Raw genomic sequence first — 16264 nt, forward strand, 5'->3', positions numbered from 1 at the left:
ACCACAGGTCGCTGGTGTCGGTGACCCTCCCGCCCGGAGGCCCGCGCGTGAGGGTCACCGACACCAGCGACCTGTGGTGGCGCACGGCCGTCTTCTACAACCTGGACGTGAAGACGTTCATGGACTGGGACGACGACGGCGTCGGCGACCTCGAGGGCCTCGTCCACCGGATCGACTACCTGGCCGAGCTCGGCGTCAGCTGCCTCTGGCTCGCGCCGTTCTACCGGTCCCCCGGCCGCGACAACGGCTACGACATCAGCGACTTCTACGGAGTGGACGAGCGCTTCGGGCACCACGGCGACGTCGTCGAGGTGATCCGGACCGCCCACGACCGCGGGATGCGCGTGATCGTCGACCTCGTCGTCAACCACACCTCGGACCAGCACCCCTGGTTCCTGGCCGCCCGCTCCTCCCCCGACAGCCCGTACCGCGACTACTACGTCTGGCGCGACGAGCCGCCCGCCGATCAGCCGGCGAACGTGTTCCCGGACGCGGAGGACGGCGTCTGGTTCCGCGACGAGGAGGCCGGCCAGTACTACCTGCACCACTTCTACCGGCACCAGCCGGACCTCAACACCGAGAACCCTGCCGTGCGCGACGAGATCGCGAAGCTCATCGGATTCTGGCTGCAGCTGGGCGTCGACGGCTTCCGGGTCGACGCGGTGCCGTACCTGATCGAGCCCGGCGAACGCGACGAGCACGAGTGGCTGCGCCTGCTGCGCCGCTTCGTCTCGCGGCGCTCCGGCGAGGCGATGCTGCTGGGCGAGGTCAACGTGACCCGCGAGGAGCAGCTCGGCTTCTTCGGCGGCGAGGACGCGGACGAGCTGTCGATGCAGTTCGACTTCATCGGCAATCAGCGCCTCTACCTCGCGCTGGCCCGGGAGGAGGCGGCGCCGCTCGTGGAGGCGCTCGCGAGCCGCCCCGAGATCTCCGTCGGCAGCCAGTGGGCGAACTTCGCGCGCAACCACGACGAGCTCACCCTCGACCAGCTGAGCGACGACGAGCGCGACGAGGTCTTCGCGGCGTTCGCGCCGGAGCAGTCGCAGCGGATCCACGGGCGCGGCATCGTCCGCCGCCTCCCGCCGATGGTCGACGGCGACCTCCGCCGCGTCCGCCTGGTCCACAGCCTGGTCTTCTCGCTGCCCGGGGCCCCGGTGCTGTACTACGGCGAGGAGATCGGGATGGGCGAGAACGCCGACATCCCGGGCCGCAGCGCCGTGCGGACCCCGATGCAGTGGAGCAGCGCGGCCAACGGCGGGTTCTCACGCGCCGACGCGGCCGACCTGATCGCCGCCCCACCCGGCGGCGGCTTCGGACCCGAGCACGTGAACGCGGCCGCGCAGCTCCAGGATCCGGACTCCCTCCTGGCTCACGTGAAGGGCCTCGCCTGGCTGTACCGGCGGTCGCCCGAGATCGGCTGGGGCGAGTACACGCACCTCCCCTGCGACGAGGCGAGCGTGCTCGCGCACCGGATGTCCGCGTCGACCGGCTCGACCGTCGCGGTGCACAACCTGGCGTCGAACCCGCGCACGGCGCACCTGACGCTCCCCGACACCCCCGCCGGGGCGCGGCTGGTCGACTCGCTCGGCGGCGAGTCGCTGCCGCTCGGCGAGGACGGCACCGTGTCGGTGTCCCTCGACGGCTACGGCGCGCGCTGGTTCCGCGTGGTCACGGAGGAGTCGCGCCGGCTGGTCTGAGCGGAGCGCCGGGCTCCGGACGTCGGTCCGCCGGCCGCTCGTCGTGCGCCCGCCGCCCTTCCGACAGTCCAGGAGTCGTCGCAGTCGAGCTCGAGTGCGACAACTCCTGAGTTCTCGCGGGAGCGCACCGGGCGTGTGGCCCGAGAGTCCAGGAGTCGTCGCAGTCGAGCTCGAGTGCGACGACTCTCGGCGTTTCGACGGAGGCGGGGGCAGGGGGACGAGGGGACGAGCGCGCCACGAACGAAACGTTACGCACGGGAGCATGCGCACCCGTTGACGCCGCCATCCTCTCCCGCCTACCGTGAAGCGCAACGTTTCGCCCCTCGCCGCACCAGGAGGACCCCCATGGCCCCCACTCCGCCGAGCCACCGTGTCCTCGCGAGCGGCAGCCGCATCCCCGCGATCGGCGCCGGGACGTTCGGCTCCGACCGCTACGACGCCGAGACCGTCGGCCTCGCGGTCGAGCACTCCCTCCGCGCCGGCTTCCGCCTCCTCGACTGCGCCACCGTCTACGGCAATGAGCCGCGCGTCGGCAGGGCGATCGCCGAGTCCGGAGTCGACCGCGACGAGCTCTTCGTCATGTCGAAGATCTGGAACGACGCGCACGAGCCCGCCGCGGCCGTCGCCTCCGTCGAGCGCTCGCTCGCCGACCTCGGCCTCGACGTGCTCGACGCCGTCTTCGTGCACTGGCCCTTCCCCAACCACCACCCCCCGCACGCCGAGACCGACGCGCGCGATCCGCACGCCCGCCCGTACGTCCACGAGGCGTTCCTCGAGACCTGGCGCGCGCTCGAGAGCCTGGTCGACCGGGGACTCGTCCGGCACCTCGGCACCTCCAACGTCACGATCCCCAAGCTCGAGCGGATCCTCGCCGACGTCCGCATCGCCCCGCAGCTGAACGAGATGGAGCTGCACCCCTGCTTCCAGCAGCCGGAGCTGTTCCGCTTCTGCCTCGACCACCGCGTCCAGCCGATCGGCTACTCCCCGCTGGGCTCGCCGTCGCGGCCCGAGCGCGACCGGGTGGAGGGCGACATCGTCGACATCGAGCACCCCGCGGTGCGGGCGATCGCCGACGAGCGCGGCGTGCATCCGGCCGTCGTGTGCCTCGCCTGGGCGGTGAACCGCGGCCAGATCCCGATCCCGTTCGCGGTGAAGCCGGAGCAGATCGAGGCGAACCTGGCCGCCGCCTCCCTGGTGCTCACGGCCGAGGAGCAGGAGGCGCTGCGCGGCGCCGAGCACAACAACCGGCTGATCAAGGGTCAGGTCTTCCTCTGGCCCGGCAGCACCGGCTGGCTCGACCTGTGGGACGCCGACGGAACGATCCCGGGCTGGAGCGGCTACGGCTCGCCCAGCGCCACCCTGTGACGTGGCCACCTACAAGGACCTGCAGCGGCTGACCGGGCTCTCGCTCTCGACCATCTCGAAGCACTACAACGGGCTCCCCGTGCGCCCCGAGAACCGGGCCGCGATCGAGGCGGCGGCGGCCGAGGTCGGCTTCCGCGTCAACGGCTTCGCGCGCGGCCTGCGCTCGCGGCGCTCCCGCACGGTCGGGGTGCTGCTGCCCGCCCTCGACAACGAGTTCCACCTCTCGATCATCGCGGGCCTCGAGCGGGCGCTGCGCGAGGAGGGCATCGGCGTGCTGGTCGGCGTGAGCCGCCCGGAGCCGGGCGCGGCGGTCGACCTGCTGCTCGAGAAGATGGTCGACGGGATCGTGGCGGTGCCGTCCGCGGGCGACGTCGACGCGCTGCGCCGCGCCTCCGAGCAGGGCACCCCCGTGGTGGCCGTCGACTGGATCGACGACGCACTGGTCACCGATCGCGTCGCGCTCGACAACGCGGGCGCCGGCGCCTCCGCCGCCCGCCACCTCCTCGACCACGGCCACCGCTCGATCGCCGTGCTCGGCGGGGAGGACGGAGTGTCCTCCACCCGGGAGCGGACGGCCGGCTTCCTCGCCGCGCTGGCCGACCGCGGCGTGCACCCCGCAGACGACGCCGTGGTCCGCGGCCCGCTGACGGTCGAGAGCGGGGTCGCCGCCGTCGAGCGGATCCTCGCCCTGAGCCCCCGGCCGACCGCCCTGTTCGCGAGCAACCGCGAGCTGACGGTCGGCGCCCTGATCGCGCTGGGCGACTCCGGACTGCGCGTGCCTGCGGACCTCTCCGTCGTCGGCTTCGACAACGTCGAGCTGGCCCGCGTGGTCCGCCCGCACCTGACCACGATCGCCCAGCCGACGGAGGCGATCGCCGCCGAGGCCGCCGCCCTCGTCCGCCTCCGCCTCGACTCCGGGGCGGAGCAGCCCGGCCCCCAGGAGCGGAGGCTCCCCGGCCGCCTGCTCGCCGGTTCGTCCGTCGCCCACCTCCACGACCTCTAGGAGCTCCTCTTGCTGACCACGACCCTCCTCCACCCCGAGATCCTGCACGCGCTCGCCCGCGCCGGCCATGGCTCCCGCGTCCTCATCGCCGACGGCAACTACCCCGTCGGCACCACGCTCGGCCCGAACTCGGCCCTGGTGCACCTGAACCTCCGGCCCGACATGCTCACCGTCGACGAGATCCTCGACGCACTGCTCTCGGTGATCGTCGTCGAGGAGGCGACGGTCATGACCCCCGCGCCCGGGATCGACGTCCCCGCGCAGGACGCGTTCCGCCGGTCCCTCGACGGCGTCCCCTTCACCTCCCTCGAGCGGCACGCCTTCTACGCCGAGGCGCGCACGCCCGACGTCGCGCTCACCATCGCCTCGGGCGACCGCCGCATCTACGCGAACCTCATCCTCACGATCGGCGTGCGCCCGGCCGACGCGTCCTGAGCGTGCGGGCGGGGCGTCGTCCCGCCCGTCCACCGCGACTCCTCGCGAGTCGCAGGGCTCGCGAGCGAGTACCGCGACGTCCCCGGAGTCGCGCGGGCCCGGCCCCGCTCCCTGAGAGTCCACGAGGCGTTCTCACGGCCGGCATCCCTACTCTGGTCGGCGTGGATCTCGACACCCTCCTCAACATCGGCCTCGTCGTGCTGTTCGTCCTCCTCGGAGGCGTCTTCGCGGGCACCGAGATGGCCATCGTCAGCCTCCGCGAGAGCCAGGTCCGCGCGATCGAGGCCGGCAGCGAGCGCGGCCGGCGCATCGCCGAGCTGGTCCGCAACCCCAACACGTTCCTCTCCGCGGTCCAGATCGGCGTCACCCTCGCCGGCTTCTTCTCCTCGGCGTACGGCGCCTCGACCATCGCGCCCGATCTCGTGCCGCCGCTGCAGTCGCTCGGCCTCTCGGCCTCCGCCGCCTCCACCGTCGCCCTGATCCTGATGACCCTCGTCATCGCGTACCTCTCCCTGGTGCTGGGCGAGCTGGTCCCCAAGCGCCTGGCGATGCAGAAGTCCGTCACGTTCACCAAGGCTCTCGCGCCCCCGCTCAACGCCCTCGCGCGCCTGATGCGCCCCGTGATCTGGCTGCTGTCCGTCTCCACCGACGCCGTCGTCCGCCTCCTCGGTGCCGACCCGCGCGAGAAGGGCGAGAGCGTCTCGGCCGACGAGGTGCGCGACATGATCTCCAGCAACACCGAGATCCACGAGGACAGCCGCCGGCTGCTGACCGACATCTTCCGCGCGGACGACCGCCGCGTCGCCGAGGTGATGCGCCCTCGCCCGGACGTCGACTTCCTCCGCGGCGCGCTCAGCGTGGCCGAGGGCTACGCGGCGGTCCTCGACCAGCCGCACTCGCGCTACCCGGTGGTCGGCGACGACTTCGACGACGTGCTCGGCTTCGTCCACGTGCGCGACCTGATGTCCGCGTTCCCGGAGGCGGGCCGCGCCGGAACCGCGAGCAGCGTCGCCGACATCACCCGCCCGATCCTCGCGGTCCCCGGCACGACGAAGGTGCTCGCGGCGCTGCGCACCATGCGCCAGGACGGCCACCAGATCGCCGTCGTCATCGACGAGTACGGCGGGACCGACGGCATCATCACGCTGGAGGACCTGCTCGAGGAGCTCGTCGGCGAGATCTACGACGAGTACGACGGCGCCCGCCAGGCGGTCGACGCGAAGGCCGCCGAGCAGCTGCACGACGTCGACGGCGGGATGATCCTCGAAGACCTGGCGGAGCAGCTGGGCATCGAGCTGCCCGAGGGCCCGTACGAGACGGTCGGCGGGTTCGTCCTCGACCGGATCGGCCGCGTCGCCGTGGTGGGCGACTCCGTCCTCGTCGGCGACCACCTGCTCCGTGTGGCCGAGACCGACCGCTACCGCATCTCGCGGCTGACCCTCGTGCCGCAGCCGGCGTCGGAGCCGAGCGGGCCGACGACGCCCGTCGTCTGACGGGCGACCGGCCGCCCCTAGGGCAGCGGGCCCTCCACCCAGCGCGTGGCGACGCGGCCCCGGGCTCCGGGCTGCGCGATCCACAGTCCGCCGGCGTGCGGATGACGAGCCCGCTCGTCCGCCGAGAGGTCGCGCGATGCGGAGGTGACGACCGCGAGGTCCAGGTCCTCCCCCGCGAAGGCGATGCTGGAGGAGTGCGGGGCGTCGATCCTGATGCCCTCGCCCTCGACCGGGCTGCCGTCGGCCTCGAAGACCCGCACGCCGCTCCCGCCCCAGACCGCGACCCACACGCGGCCGTCAGCGTCCACGGTCAGTCCGTCGGCGAACACGCCCTCCTCGAGCTCGACGAAGGGCTCGCGCGGGCCGTGCTCGGCGTCCGCGTAGGAGCGGCGGTGGATCACGCCCGACTCGGTGTCGGCCGAGTACAGCACGGAGCCGTCCGGCGAGAAGCCGAGCCCGTTCGAGAGCCGCAGGTCGTCGTCGAGCACGGTGACGGATCCGTCGTGCTCGATGCGCAGCAGGACGTCGTCGCCCGCCGACTCGCCGAGGGTCAGCGAGCCGACGAGGAGGCGCCCCTGCGGGTCGATCGTGCCGTCGTTGAAGCGGTGCCCCTCCGGCAGCAGCTCGGAGCCGCGCGTGAGGGAGCCGTCGACCTCCAGGATCGCGAGCCGTCGGGTCAGCGCGACCAGCGTCCGCCCGTCGCCCAGCGGCAGCGCGGCGCCGACCTGCTCGCCGACGTCGGTGCGCGAGATCGCGCCGACTCCCTCCGCCGTGACGGGTGCGGAGAGGACCGCGCCGGCCTCGATGTCGACCCAGGTGAGGCGGGCGGTGTCCGGATCCCAGACGGGCCCCTCGCTGAGGACGTAGGTGGGGGTGCCCGCGGGCGTCGCGTCGATCATGCCTCCACGCTAGGCCGAGGAGGCGGGCGGCGTCAGGCCCCGCGGGACGGATCCGGGCTCGAGCCCACCGCGCCGCGCTCCGGATCCGGACCGATGAGCACCGCGCCTCGCTCCGCGTCCGGGTGGGCACCGATCCCCCGGATACACCCGCTCGGCGGTCCGTGACAAGGGGTGAATAGCCCGGCGATACGGACCCGCCCGCGGGTCTAGTGTCGTCTCGCCGCGCTCGGGACAGCGTTCCTCCGCAACGACGCCGGGGCGACAGGAAGGCGCTCGCCATGTCGACATCCACCAGTCCGCGCGGCCCGGTCCGGAGCCTCGTGCCCGCCCGCATCGACAGGCTCCCCTGGACCCGCTTCCACTGGTCGATCGTCGTCGGCCTCGGCTTCTCGTGGGTCCTGGACGGACTCGAGATCCAGATCGTCGCGTCCGCCGGCTTCGCGAAGGAGTTCGGGCTCTCGGCCTTCGAGGTCGGCCTGCTCGGGACGATCTACCTGGTCGGCCAGATCGCGGGCGCCCTCATCTTCGGCCGGCTGAGCGACAAGCTCGGGCGGCGGAAGCTGTTCATCCTGACGCTCGTCATCTACCTGGTCGCCAGCGGCCTGGCGGGACTCGCGCCGAACTACGCCTTCCTCGCCGTGTTCCGCTTCTTCGCGGGCATGGGGATCGGCGGCGAGTACGCGGCGATCAACTCCGCGATCGACGAGCTCATCCCCTCCAAGTACCGCGGCCGCGTCGACATCGCGATCAACGGCACCTACTGGGGCGGCGCGGCGCTCGGCTCCGCGGCCAACCTGTTCTTCCTGAACGACGCGCTCTTCGCCGAGAACGTCGGCTGGCGCCTCGGCTTCTTCCTCGGCCCGATCCTCGGGCTGGCGATCATCTACCTCCGCCGCCACATCCCCGAGAGCCCGCGCTGGCTGATGACCCACGGCCGCGAGGAGGAGGCGGAGCGCACCGTCGACGAGATCGAGCGCCGGGTGGAGGCCGAGGGCGGAGTGCTCGAGCCCGTCGACGACGCGAAGGCGATCACCGTGAAGGCGACGGAGAGCATCCCGTTCCGCACCATCGCCCGCGTGCTGCTGCGCCAGTACCCGAAGCGGACGCTGGTGGGCGCGACGATGATGATCACCCAGTCGTTCCTCTACAACGCGATCTTCTTCACCTACGCGCTGGTGCTGGAGAACTTCTACGGAGTCGAGCAGAGCGCGATCTCGTACTTCTTCTTCCCGTTCGCGATCGGCAACCTCGTCGGCCCGCTGGTGCTGGGCCACCTGTTCGACGTCTGGGGCCGGCGGAAGATGATTTTCCTCACCTACGGCGTCTCGGGTGCGGTCCTGGCCGTGTCCGCCGTCCTGTTCAGCATGGACGTGCTGACCGCGACGACGCAGACGATCCTCTGGTGCGTGTCGTTCTTCTTCGCCTCCGCGGGGGCCTCGAGCGCCTACCTCACCGTGAGCGAGATCTTCCCGCTCGAGCTGCGCAGCCAGGCGATCTCGTACTTCTTCACCCTCGGCCAGATCGCCGGAGCGGTCGCCCCCGCCCTCTACGGCGCCCTGATCGGCGACGGCAGCGACCGCGGCCCGCTGACGATCGGCTACTTCGTCGGCGCCGCCGTGATGATCCTCGGCGGCGTGATCGCCCTGATCTTCGGCGTCGATGCCGAGCGCCGCAGCCTCGAGAGCATCACCGAGCCGCTGTCGACGGTGAAGTCCTGAGGGCGGATCACCCTCTCCCTCCCGCGAGATGCCACTTATGACGCTCCCTGACGGCGTGTCGCCCTCACAGGTGGCATCTCGCGAGCGGAGCCGGGCGGCATGCCGCGAGATGCCAGTTCAGTACGCGACACGCCGGGCGAGGCGTACCGAAGTGGCATCTCGCGGATGAGCGCGGGGCGGAGGGGCGCGGCGCTCAGTGGCTGGGGCGGTAGCCCGTTCGATCGTCGGGGGTGATCGCGCGGAGGACGCGGGCGGGGACGCCTGCGGCGATCGTGAGCGGAGGGACGTCGCGGGTGACGACGCTGCCCGAGCGGCGGGCGGTGTCCGGATCCCAGACGGCCCCTCGCTCAAGTCCCAGTGACATGCCACCTGTGACGGTGTTCCTCGGCCTGTCCCGGACGCAGATGGCATCTCGCGGTCACCGGGCGCGCAGTCAGGGGTCGGCGCGCCCGAGCGCATCGACTCCTCGGCGACAGCGTCGCGCTGAGAACACGACGAGGAGATGGAGAACCGGCCATACAGAGAACATCGCCGCGAAACCCGGCAGTCGGGCGACGTCGACCGTTCCTGTGGAGAGCGCATCGAGACAGGCGTACGCAATCACCGACACGACCCAGGACGGGAGCGGGGCTGCGTAAGCGTGACTCTCGGTGGCCTCATGAGAGCGGCGACAGGTGGTCAGCGCGGAGGCCGTAGCTGCTACGACCAGATACAGAACGAATCCGACCATGAGCGCGCCCCCGAGGAAAGGAGCGGCAGCGAAGGTCACGGCGACCACCAGCGCTCCGATACCCGCGAAAGCCACAAGGGTCCTCATCGAATCGCCTCTCAGTTTCAACTCCTGACGGTGAGATTGCTCATGTTCTTCTGGAAGATCGACCATTGACCGGCTGCCCCGGTCAGGTAGGCGGGCCTGCCGAAGCCCCCCGGATTGTCGTTGACGATGTAGCCGTGGACACTAAGAGTGAAGGTTCCCTCACCTGGCTTCTTGAAGAAGGCGAAGGTTATTCGAGAGCCGAGGCCATCCACATGACCCTCGGCTGAATCGAACATGAAAGAGTAGGTGGGCTCGTCTGGGAAGGGCCCCACTCGCTCTTGATTGAAAGTACAGTGAAGGTTCATCAGGCCGATACTCAGGGGTGAGTCCCCTCCTGCAGCGGGAAAATCTCTTGGCGCCCCGGGTACGGGGAAATAGCAGTTGAAGCATCCGTGAAGAACCTTCTGCGCCACTCCCGGAGTTGTAGAGCCGATCCCACAGTCCATGGTATGACTCCATGCGGGATCGGCTACGAGAGGGTACCTAACATCTTCCGGACTCTCGATGATTTGACGTAGATAGTCTCCATCTACCTCAAAATGCGTTGAGACATCAGCACCCGATGCGTCTCTCGCCCAGGGCTTCTCCACATAAAGAGTCTTCCCGTTCTCGAGGAAAAGATAAACACTTCCATCGACGTTGTCGAGATGACTCTCGATGTGGAAGGAAACCCGCATCTCATCGAGATGCTCGGAGTTGTACGTTGAGAAGAGAATCTGCGCTCCCGTCGGAGTGGAACGGATAGCAGTCGCAAACTCGTTATTAGGCGTTGAGAACTAAGTGAAGTCGTCTTGCGCGGAGCGCTATTGCTCCGCGCCTGAACTCAAACCCAGATCAACGGAAGAAGTTTGATCGATAGTGGTCACAGAGACAGCCGGACCAGCAAGACCCTCGAATGCAGTAGCGCTCGGGCCGAGACTTATAGTGGTTTCAGGGGATGATGGAAGCAGGAGTTCGCCCGCAAGTGATTGCATGAGTACGATCGGATCGCCGCGCACGTCTGCTGGCTGACCTGCCGCCACAGGGGCCCCGATACCGACGGCGACGAGTAGTGCCACCATTGCCTTGGACTTTCTTAACCGCATAAAGCTCCTATGATTGTTCGGAGATAATGCGACCTATCCTCACATCCCGGGGCCATCGATCGTCGAGATGGCGCCCTATGGAGCCTCATGGCACGCTGCGTTGATCGAGATGCTCTTCGTCTCGGTGACGCCAGCTCGGCCACGCGCCTTCGCTCAGTGGCTGGGGCGGTAGCCCGTCCGATCGTCGGGGGTGATCGCGCGGAGGACGCGGGCGGGGACGCCTGCGGCAATCGTGAGCGGAGGGACGTCGCGGGTGACGACGCTGCCCGAGCCGATCACGGCCCCGGCGCCGATGGTGACGCCCTGGTTGATCGTGACGCCGCCGCCGATCCAGACACCGTCACCGACGACGACCGGCTTCGCGGTGCACGCGCCGGCCGCCCGCTCGGCCGGGTCGAGCGCGTGGTTCGAGGTGTAGATCGAGACCCGCGGCCCGAAGAGGACGTCGTCGCCGATCGTGATGGGGGCGCCGTCGAGGAGGATGCAGTCGAAGTTCGCGTAGAAGCGGTCGCCGATCGTGATGTTGAACCCGAACTCGCAGCGGAACGTCGGCTCGAGATGCGTGTCCGCGCCCACCGAGGCGACGAGCTCGCGGAGCAGAGCCACCCGCTCGACCGGCGGACGCCCGAAGCTCGCGTTGTACGCGTTCGAGGCGAGCACCGCCCGCTCGCGCGCGGCGACGAGCTCGGGGGTCATGTCGTCGTACACGGCGCCGGTCAGGATGTGCGCGCGCTGGTCCTCGAGGGTCATCGTCGTCCGTTCGTCGGTGTCGGCGCCCCGACGGGCGCTCGCGCCCACGGTACGGGACCGCACGGCGTCAGCCCACGTGCACGCCCGGACGGCGGTCGCGGCGGGACTCCGCGCGGCGGAGGACCTCGCGGGTGACGGGGGCGACCTCGCCGGTGCCGGTGATGAGGAAGCGGAACATGTTGGAGATGGGGCCGCCCTCGGTCCACTCGAAGTAGACGTCCGGGATCACGCCGGTGAGGTCGCGGATCTCGAGCAGCACCGTGGCGATGGTGTTCGGGATGTTGCCGCTGGTCACCGTGAGCACGCGGAAGCCGTGGCAGACGCGGCCCTGCACGACCAGGTCCTCCTCGAAGTCGGAGGAGTCGGTGGTGTGCACCTCGAGGAAGAGCACCGGACCGCGCATCGGCAGGTTGCTGTCGCGCTGCTCCTCCGCCAGCTTGTCCCGGTACTCGGCCTCGGAGCCGTCGTCGGGCTCGTTCGCGAGGATGCGGATCACGCCGTAGTCGTCGGCGTCCGTGGTGAGGAAGTCGATCGCCGCGGCGTCGAACACCACGGAGGTGGCGCGCAGCTGGAACGAGCGGTGCACGCGCGAGACGAGCGAGACCGCGAGGATGCCGACGATGAAGACCGCCGCGATCCGCACGCCGTCGGGCCGCTCGACCACGTTGACCACCGTCGTGTAGACGAAGACCAGCGCGATGACCGCGAAGCCGACCGCGCGCTTGCGCTGCTTCTTGCGCTTCGCCGAGAGGAACACGGCGACGGACGCGGAGGTGATCAGCACCAGCACGCCGGTCGCGTAGGCCCCGCCCTGGGCGTCGACGTCGGCGCGGAAGAGGATCGTGATGACGAAGGCGACGACGGTGAAGACCAGCACGAGCGGACGCACGGCGCCGGCCCACTGCGGCGCCATGCCGTAGCGGGGCAGGTAGCGCGGGACGATGTTGAGCAGGCCGGCCAGGGCGGAGGCGCCCGCGAACCAGAGGATGCAGATCGTCGCGATGTCGTAGACCGTGCCGAAGCCCTCGCCGAGGTACTCGTGGGCGAGGTAGGCCAGCGCTCGGCCGTTCGCCTCGCCGCCGGGCTGGAACTGCGCCTGCGGGATGAGCAGCGTGGTGACGAAGCTCGAGGTGATGAGGAACGCCGACATCGTGACGGCGGCGGTGATGAGCAGCCGCTTCGCCCCGCGGATGCGGCCGACCGGGGCGTCCTCGGTGTCGCCCGCGTCGCCGCGGATCTGCGGCATGACTGCGACGCCGGTCTCGAAGCCGGAGAGCCCGAGCGCGAGCTTGGGGAACACGATGAGCGCGATGCCGACCATGATCAGCGGATTCCCGTGCTGGGTCGTGAGCGCCGACCACCAGTCGCCGATGACGACGGGGTTCTCGGCCACGTGCCCGATCGCCACGGCGATCACGATGGCGTTGAGCAGGAGGAACACGGCCACGAGCACGACCGCGATCGAGATGGCCTCCCGGAACCCGCGGAGGAACACGATCCCCAGCAGGGCGATCAGGCCCAGCGTGAGCGGGACCTCCGCCCCGTGGAACCAGGCCGGGGCGAACGGGTTCTCCACCGCGTGTGCCGTCGCGTCCGCCGCGGAGAGGGTGATCGTGATCATGAAGTCGGTGGCCGCGAACCCCAGCAGCACGAGGACGAAGAGCTTGCCGCCCCACCAGGGCAGCAGGCGCTCCAGCATCGCGATCGACCCCTCGCCGCGGAAGCTCTCGCGGGCCACGCGGCGGTAGACGGGGAGCGCGCCGAGGAGGGTCAGGACCACCAGGACGATCGTCGCGAGCGGCGAGACCAGGCCCGCGGCGAGCGCCGCGATCGCGGGCTGGTAGCCGAGGGTGGAGAAGTAGTCGACCCCGGTGAGGCACATGACGCGCCACCACGAGTGCGTCTTCCCGGTGGCCGCGTGGGGCCCGGGGTGGGCTCCGGAGTCGTCGCGGAGGCCCTCGAGGAGCCACGCCTTCACCCCGCCCGCGCGCGCGGAGGAGAGAGGGGAGGGTTCGAGGGCGTCGGGGTCGCCACGGACGACGGAAGAGGTCACTGGATGTTTCTACTCGCCGTGAGGAGCGCGCCCGCCCGGAATGAGCGGATCCTCACGCTTTCCTCACGGGTAATCGGCTGTGGAGGGACGTCGGCGCGCGATCCCGCGTCGTGAGGGCGTCGTGAGCGTCGTGTGAGCGGACCATGCGGATGGGCCCGGTACGCGTCCGCGTTCCGTCAGGACCCCCGCCCACTCGCCGCCGCGGGCCGACTATGGCGCTCGTGCACCTGCTCCTCCGCCTCCTCGACTCCGGGCCCCGCTGGGGCCGCCACACCATCGGCACGAGCCGGTACGGCGTCGTCCGGAGCGAGCTCGTGGTCGTCGCGCCCGGCACCTCCGTCGAGGAACGGAGGCGCCTGCGCCTGCACGCGGCCGGTCCGCAGCTGGTCGTGGTCGCGATGGCCGCCGGCGCGGTCGGGACCCTCGCGCTCGACCGGCTGTCCCTCCTCCTGCTGGCCGCGCTCGCCCTGCCGACCGCGTCGCTCCTGCTCCTCTCGGCCCGCTCGACCCGCCGCCTCCGCCGGGCCTGCGCCCGCCGGCTCGTGATCGCGGACGTCGACTCCCCCGCCGTCGCCGAGCTGGCGGCGATCGCGGCCGTGCTGCGGCGGGCCGACCGGCTGCTCGACACCGGCGCCCTCACTCCGCTCGAGCACGAGGAGGTGTGGGCCTGCGCCCACGACCGGGTCGCGGGCCGCGTGGCTGACCGCCGCTCCCAGCCCCGGGCGGGAGGATCGGGGACGTCCGCCATCGATGGGAGCACCTCATGACCACACCGCGCCGCGCACTGATCCTCGTCGACGTGCAGCAGGAGTACTTCAGCGGTCCGCTCGAGATCCAGTACCCGCCGCACGCGCAGTCGCTGCCGAGGATCGCCGCCGCACTCGACTCCGCCGCCGCCGCGGGCCTCCCGATCGCCGTCGTCCAGCACAGCGCGGGCGAGGGCGCGCCGATCTTCGACCCGTCGGGCCCGTCGTTCGCGCTGCACCCGGAGATCGAGAAGCGCCGCTCGGACTCGTGGAAGAACGTCACGAAGCAGTTCGGCACGGTCTTCGCGGGCACAGACCTGCTCGACTGGCTGCGCGAGCACGACGTCGACACGATCACCCTCGTCGGCTACATGACCAACAACTGCATCCTCGCCTCGGCCGCCGAGGCGGAGACGCACGGGCTCCGCGCCGAGGTCCTGTCGGACGCGACGGGCGCGATCGCGATCACGAACGACGCGGGCTCGATCGACGCGCACTCCCTGCACACCACGCTGATGGCGCTGCTCAACTCGAACTTCGCCGCCGTCGCTCCGACCACCGTCTGGATCTCGGCGCTGAAGGGCGAGTACACGCTCCCCATGAGCACCCTGCCCGAGTCGGCGACGGCGGGCGCCGCACGCTGACCCCCGGGCCGCGCTGACGGGCACGACTCCGGCCTGATCGGCCGCCTCTACTCTCGGGGCATGGCCCTTCTGCACCGCGCGACGATCACCCCCGGGAAGCTCGAGATCGTGGAGACCTGGGCGCCGACGCAGCCCTGGTGCGAGGGCGGCGGCTTCACGCAGCTCGGCGCCTACCGGTTCGACGACCCCGATGGCGAGGTGGGAGTGGAGACGCTCATCGTCCAGTCGAGCGGGCAGCCGCCGCTGCAGGTGCCGCTGACCTACCGCGGGTCGCCTCTCGTCGGCGGTGACGCGCATCTCCTGGCGACCGTCGAGCACACCGTCCTCGGCCGTCGCTGGGTCTACGACGGGGCCGGCGACCCGGTGGCGGTCGCCGCCTTCGCCGCGGCGATCCGCACCGGCGCCCGGGAGGTCGAGCAGTACTTCGAGGAGGACGGGAAGCGCGTCATGCGTCCGTCGACCGCCACGGTGCAGGGCAGCGGATCAGGCGCCGGAGCGTCCGGTCCGCCGTCGACGGTGCTCGTCCGCAGCGACGCACGGACCACCACGACCTCGGCCGACGGCCTGACTCTCGTTCTCGCACGGGTGCTCGCGCCGCCGTTCCTGGAGGGCGTGGACCGGCTGACCGGCACCTGGAGCGAGGCGCTCCCCGTCACCCTCGCCGTCCTGGCCTGAGGCGGCTCCGGCGGTCCGCCGCCATCCGTCGCCCGGGTCGTGGTCGACGGATGGCGGCGCCTCGGGAGGAACTGCTCACCGGCCCCTCGCGGCGCGGTGCCGCGGCGATCCGAAGGGGACTAGTCGTTCAGGTGCGCGATGGCGTAGTCGGCCTCGTCGCTCGTGAACTGCTCCCCGTACTCGCTGGTCAGCTGGTCGCGGATGGCCTCCGGCGCCATCGCCATCTGAGCCTGGTAGTCCTTCGCCTTCGCCAGCGCGTTGGCGTTCCAGTCGGCGGAGACGGTGTCCACCGCGTACTGCGCGGCCTCCGGCGAGAACTGCTCCCCGTACTCGGAGGTGAGCTGGCCGTACAGGCCCGCCTTGCTCATGTGGAGCATCTCGGAGTAGCTCTGCGCCTTGATGAGTGCCGAGGCGAACTCGGGCGAGACCTGCGCAGCCGCTGCCGTCTCGACAGGGGCGGGGGCGGGCGCGGCCGTCTCGACCGGGACTGCTGTCTCGACGGGTGCGGGCTCCGCGGTCTCGACGACCGCCGCCTCCTCCGTGGCCGGCGCGACGGGAGCGGTCGTGGGCTGGGACGACTCGACGATCACGGCCGCCGGGCGGTCGCTCGAGGCCGAGTTCACGGCGGCTCCGAAGCCGATGGTCGTCAGCAGCGAGGCGAGGACGGCGAGACCGCCGAGGACGACGCCGGTGATCGACATCGCCTTGGACTGGCCGCGGCGCAGGGCGAGGACGCCCAGGACGACGGCGGCGATCCCGACGAGTGCTCCGAAGACCGGCACGAGGCCGACGAGGAACGCGACGATGCCGACGACGAGCTGGAGGCCGTGCTCGAGTCGCTGCGCTGAGGCGCGCCTCCCGCCCGCCGCGAGATGCCACTTCGG

15 protein-coding genes are annotated in these 16264 nt (G+C 70.8%); 9 read left to right on the top strand and 6 right to left on the bottom strand.

Going from position 1 to position 16264, the window contains the following annotated elements:
• The first annotated feature begins 47 nt into the window (after positions 1-47).
• The 5 genes from C5C24_RS16510 to C5C24_RS16530 all read left to right on the top strand — a co-directional run bounded on the left by C5C24_RS16510 (position 48) and on the right by C5C24_RS16530 (position 5993).
• On the top strand, positions 48-1697 hold the full coding sequence (locus C5C24_RS16510) for an alpha-amylase family protein (protein ID WP_104305493.1): 1650 nt from the start codon (positions 48-50) through the stop codon (positions 1695-1697).
• A gap of 345 nt (positions 1698-2042) precedes the next feature.
• The gene (locus C5C24_RS16515; RefSeq protein WP_104277892.1) at positions 2043-3062 is read left to right on the top strand and encodes an aldo/keto reductase; all 1020 of its coding nucleotides are present in this window, start codon (positions 2043-2045) and stop codon (positions 3060-3062) included.
• Position 3063: 1 nt separating this feature from the next.
• Positions 3064-4065 (top strand): LacI family DNA-binding transcriptional regulator, encoded by a 1002-nt coding sequence (locus C5C24_RS16520; RefSeq protein WP_104277891.1) that lies wholly within the window; start codon positions 3064-3066, stop codon positions 4063-4065.
• 9 nt (positions 4066-4074) lie between these two features.
• Entirely contained in the window at positions 4075-4500 is a 426-nt protein-coding gene (locus C5C24_RS16525; RefSeq protein WP_104305491.1) for an RbsD/FucU family protein, read from the top strand.
• 161 nt (positions 4501-4661) lie between these two features.
• The gene (locus C5C24_RS16530) at positions 4662-5993 is read left to right on the top strand and encodes a hemolysin family protein (protein ID WP_104277889.1); all 1332 of its coding nucleotides are present in this window, start codon (positions 4662-4664) and stop codon (positions 5991-5993) included.
• A 17-nt stretch (positions 5994-6010) separates the two neighbouring features.
• On the opposite strand, the gene C5C24_RS16535 is transcribed toward C5C24_RS16530, so the two are convergent.
• The gene (locus C5C24_RS16535) at positions 6011-6892 is read right to left on the bottom strand and encodes an SMP-30/gluconolactonase/LRE family protein (RefSeq protein WP_104282346.1); all 882 of its coding nucleotides are present in this window, start codon (positions 6890-6892) and stop codon (positions 6011-6013) included.
• A 278-nt stretch (positions 6893-7170) separates the two neighbouring features.
• On the opposite strand from C5C24_RS16535, the gene C5C24_RS16540 reads away from it, so the two are divergent.
• Complete coding sequence (locus C5C24_RS16540; protein ID WP_104277887.1) at positions 7171-8610, top strand: MFS transporter; 1440 nt, start codon at positions 7171-7173, stop codon at positions 8608-8610.
• Between the two features lie 193 nt (positions 8611-8803).
• On the opposite strand, the gene C5C24_RS16545 is transcribed toward C5C24_RS16540, so the two are convergent.
• The 4 genes from C5C24_RS16545 to C5C24_RS16565 form a co-directional block, all read right to left on the bottom strand.
• Entirely contained in the window at positions 8804-8974 is a 171-nt protein-coding gene (locus C5C24_RS16545; protein WP_219812892.1) for a hypothetical protein, read from the bottom strand.
• A 470-nt stretch (positions 8975-9444) separates the two neighbouring features.
• Positions 9445-10104: a hypothetical protein gene (locus C5C24_RS17730; protein WP_146082655.1), complete on the bottom strand. Its 660-nt coding sequence runs from the start codon at positions 10102-10104 to the stop codon at positions 9445-9447.
• A 561-nt stretch (positions 10105-10665) separates the two neighbouring features.
• Complete coding sequence (locus tag C5C24_RS18595) at positions 10666-11262, bottom strand: sugar O-acetyltransferase (protein WP_104277885.1); 597 nt, start codon at positions 11260-11262, stop codon at positions 10666-10668.
• A 67-nt stretch (positions 11263-11329) separates the two neighbouring features.
• Positions 11330-13315 carry an amino acid permease gene (locus C5C24_RS16565; protein ID WP_374955333.1) on the bottom strand — a complete coding sequence of 662 codons (1986 nt, stop codon included), beginning with the start codon at positions 13313-13315 and terminating at the stop codon, positions 11330-11332.
• Between the two features lie 221 nt (positions 13316-13536).
• Between C5C24_RS16565 and C5C24_RS16570 the strand changes: the two genes are divergently transcribed.
• Genes C5C24_RS16570 through C5C24_RS16580 form a run of 3 tightly spaced genes read left to right on the top strand, consistent with a single transcriptional unit; the run spans position 13537 to position 15380 of the window.
• Complete coding sequence (locus tag C5C24_RS16570) at positions 13537-14082, top strand: DUF6611 family protein (RefSeq protein WP_146082656.1); 546 nt, start codon at positions 13537-13539, stop codon at positions 14080-14082.
• Positions 14079-14705 (top strand): isochorismatase family protein, encoded by a 627-nt coding sequence (locus C5C24_RS16575; protein WP_104277883.1) that lies wholly within the window; start codon positions 14079-14081, stop codon positions 14703-14705. Before C5C24_RS16570 ends, C5C24_RS16575 begins: the two co-directional genes overlap by 4 nt.
• Before the next feature lie 60 nt (positions 14706-14765).
• Positions 14766-15380, top strand: a complete 615-nt coding sequence (locus tag C5C24_RS16580) for a hypothetical protein (RefSeq protein ID WP_104277882.1) — start codon at positions 14766-14768, stop codon at positions 15378-15380.
• Positions 15381-15499: 119 nt separating this feature from the next.
• Here C5C24_RS16580 and C5C24_RS18120 read toward each other — a convergent pair.
• Positions 15500-16264 (bottom strand): Ltp family lipoprotein (locus C5C24_RS18120; RefSeq protein ID WP_258065344.1); only part of this gene is annotated, 765 nt, incomplete at its 5' end.

Origin of the sequence: Rathayibacter sp. AY2B3 (assembly GCF_002931755.1) — a bacterium.
Taxonomy (GTDB): Bacteria; Actinomycetota; Actinomycetes; order Actinomycetales; family Microbacteriaceae; genus Rathayibacter.

What these genes read in the sequence shown, in the direction of transcription:
- C5C24_RS16580 (WP_104277882.1), top strand. Translation starts at nt 14,766, where the DNA reads ATGGCCCTTCTGCACCGCGCGACGATCACCCCCGGGAAGCTCGAGATC.
- C5C24_RS16540 (WP_104277887.1), top strand. Translation starts at nt 7,171, where the DNA reads ATGTCGACATCCACCAGTCCGCGCGGCCCGGTCCGGAGCCTCGTGCCC.
- C5C24_RS16575 (WP_104277883.1), top strand. Translation starts at nt 14,079, where the DNA reads ATGACCACACCGCGCCGCGCACTGATCCTCGTCGACGTGCAGCAGGAG.
- C5C24_RS18595 (WP_104277885.1), bottom strand. Translation starts at nt 11,262, where the DNA reads ATGACCCTCGAGGACCAGCGCGCGCACATCCTGACCGGCGCCGTGTAC.
- C5C24_RS17730 (WP_146082655.1), bottom strand. Translation starts at nt 10,104, where the DNA reads ATGCGGGTTTCCTTCCACATCGAGAGTCATCTCGACAACGTCGATGGA.
- C5C24_RS16515 (WP_104277892.1), top strand. Translation starts at nt 2,043, where the DNA reads ATGGCCCCCACTCCGCCGAGCCACCGTGTCCTCGCGAGCGGCAGCCGC.
- C5C24_RS16535 (WP_104282346.1), bottom strand. Translation starts at nt 6,892, where the DNA reads ATGATCGACGCGACGCCCGCGGGCACCCCCACCTACGTCCTCAGCGAG.
- C5C24_RS16545 (WP_219812892.1), bottom strand. Translation starts at nt 8,974, where the DNA reads ATGTCACTGGGACTTGAGCGAGGGGCCGTCTGGGATCCGGACACCGCC.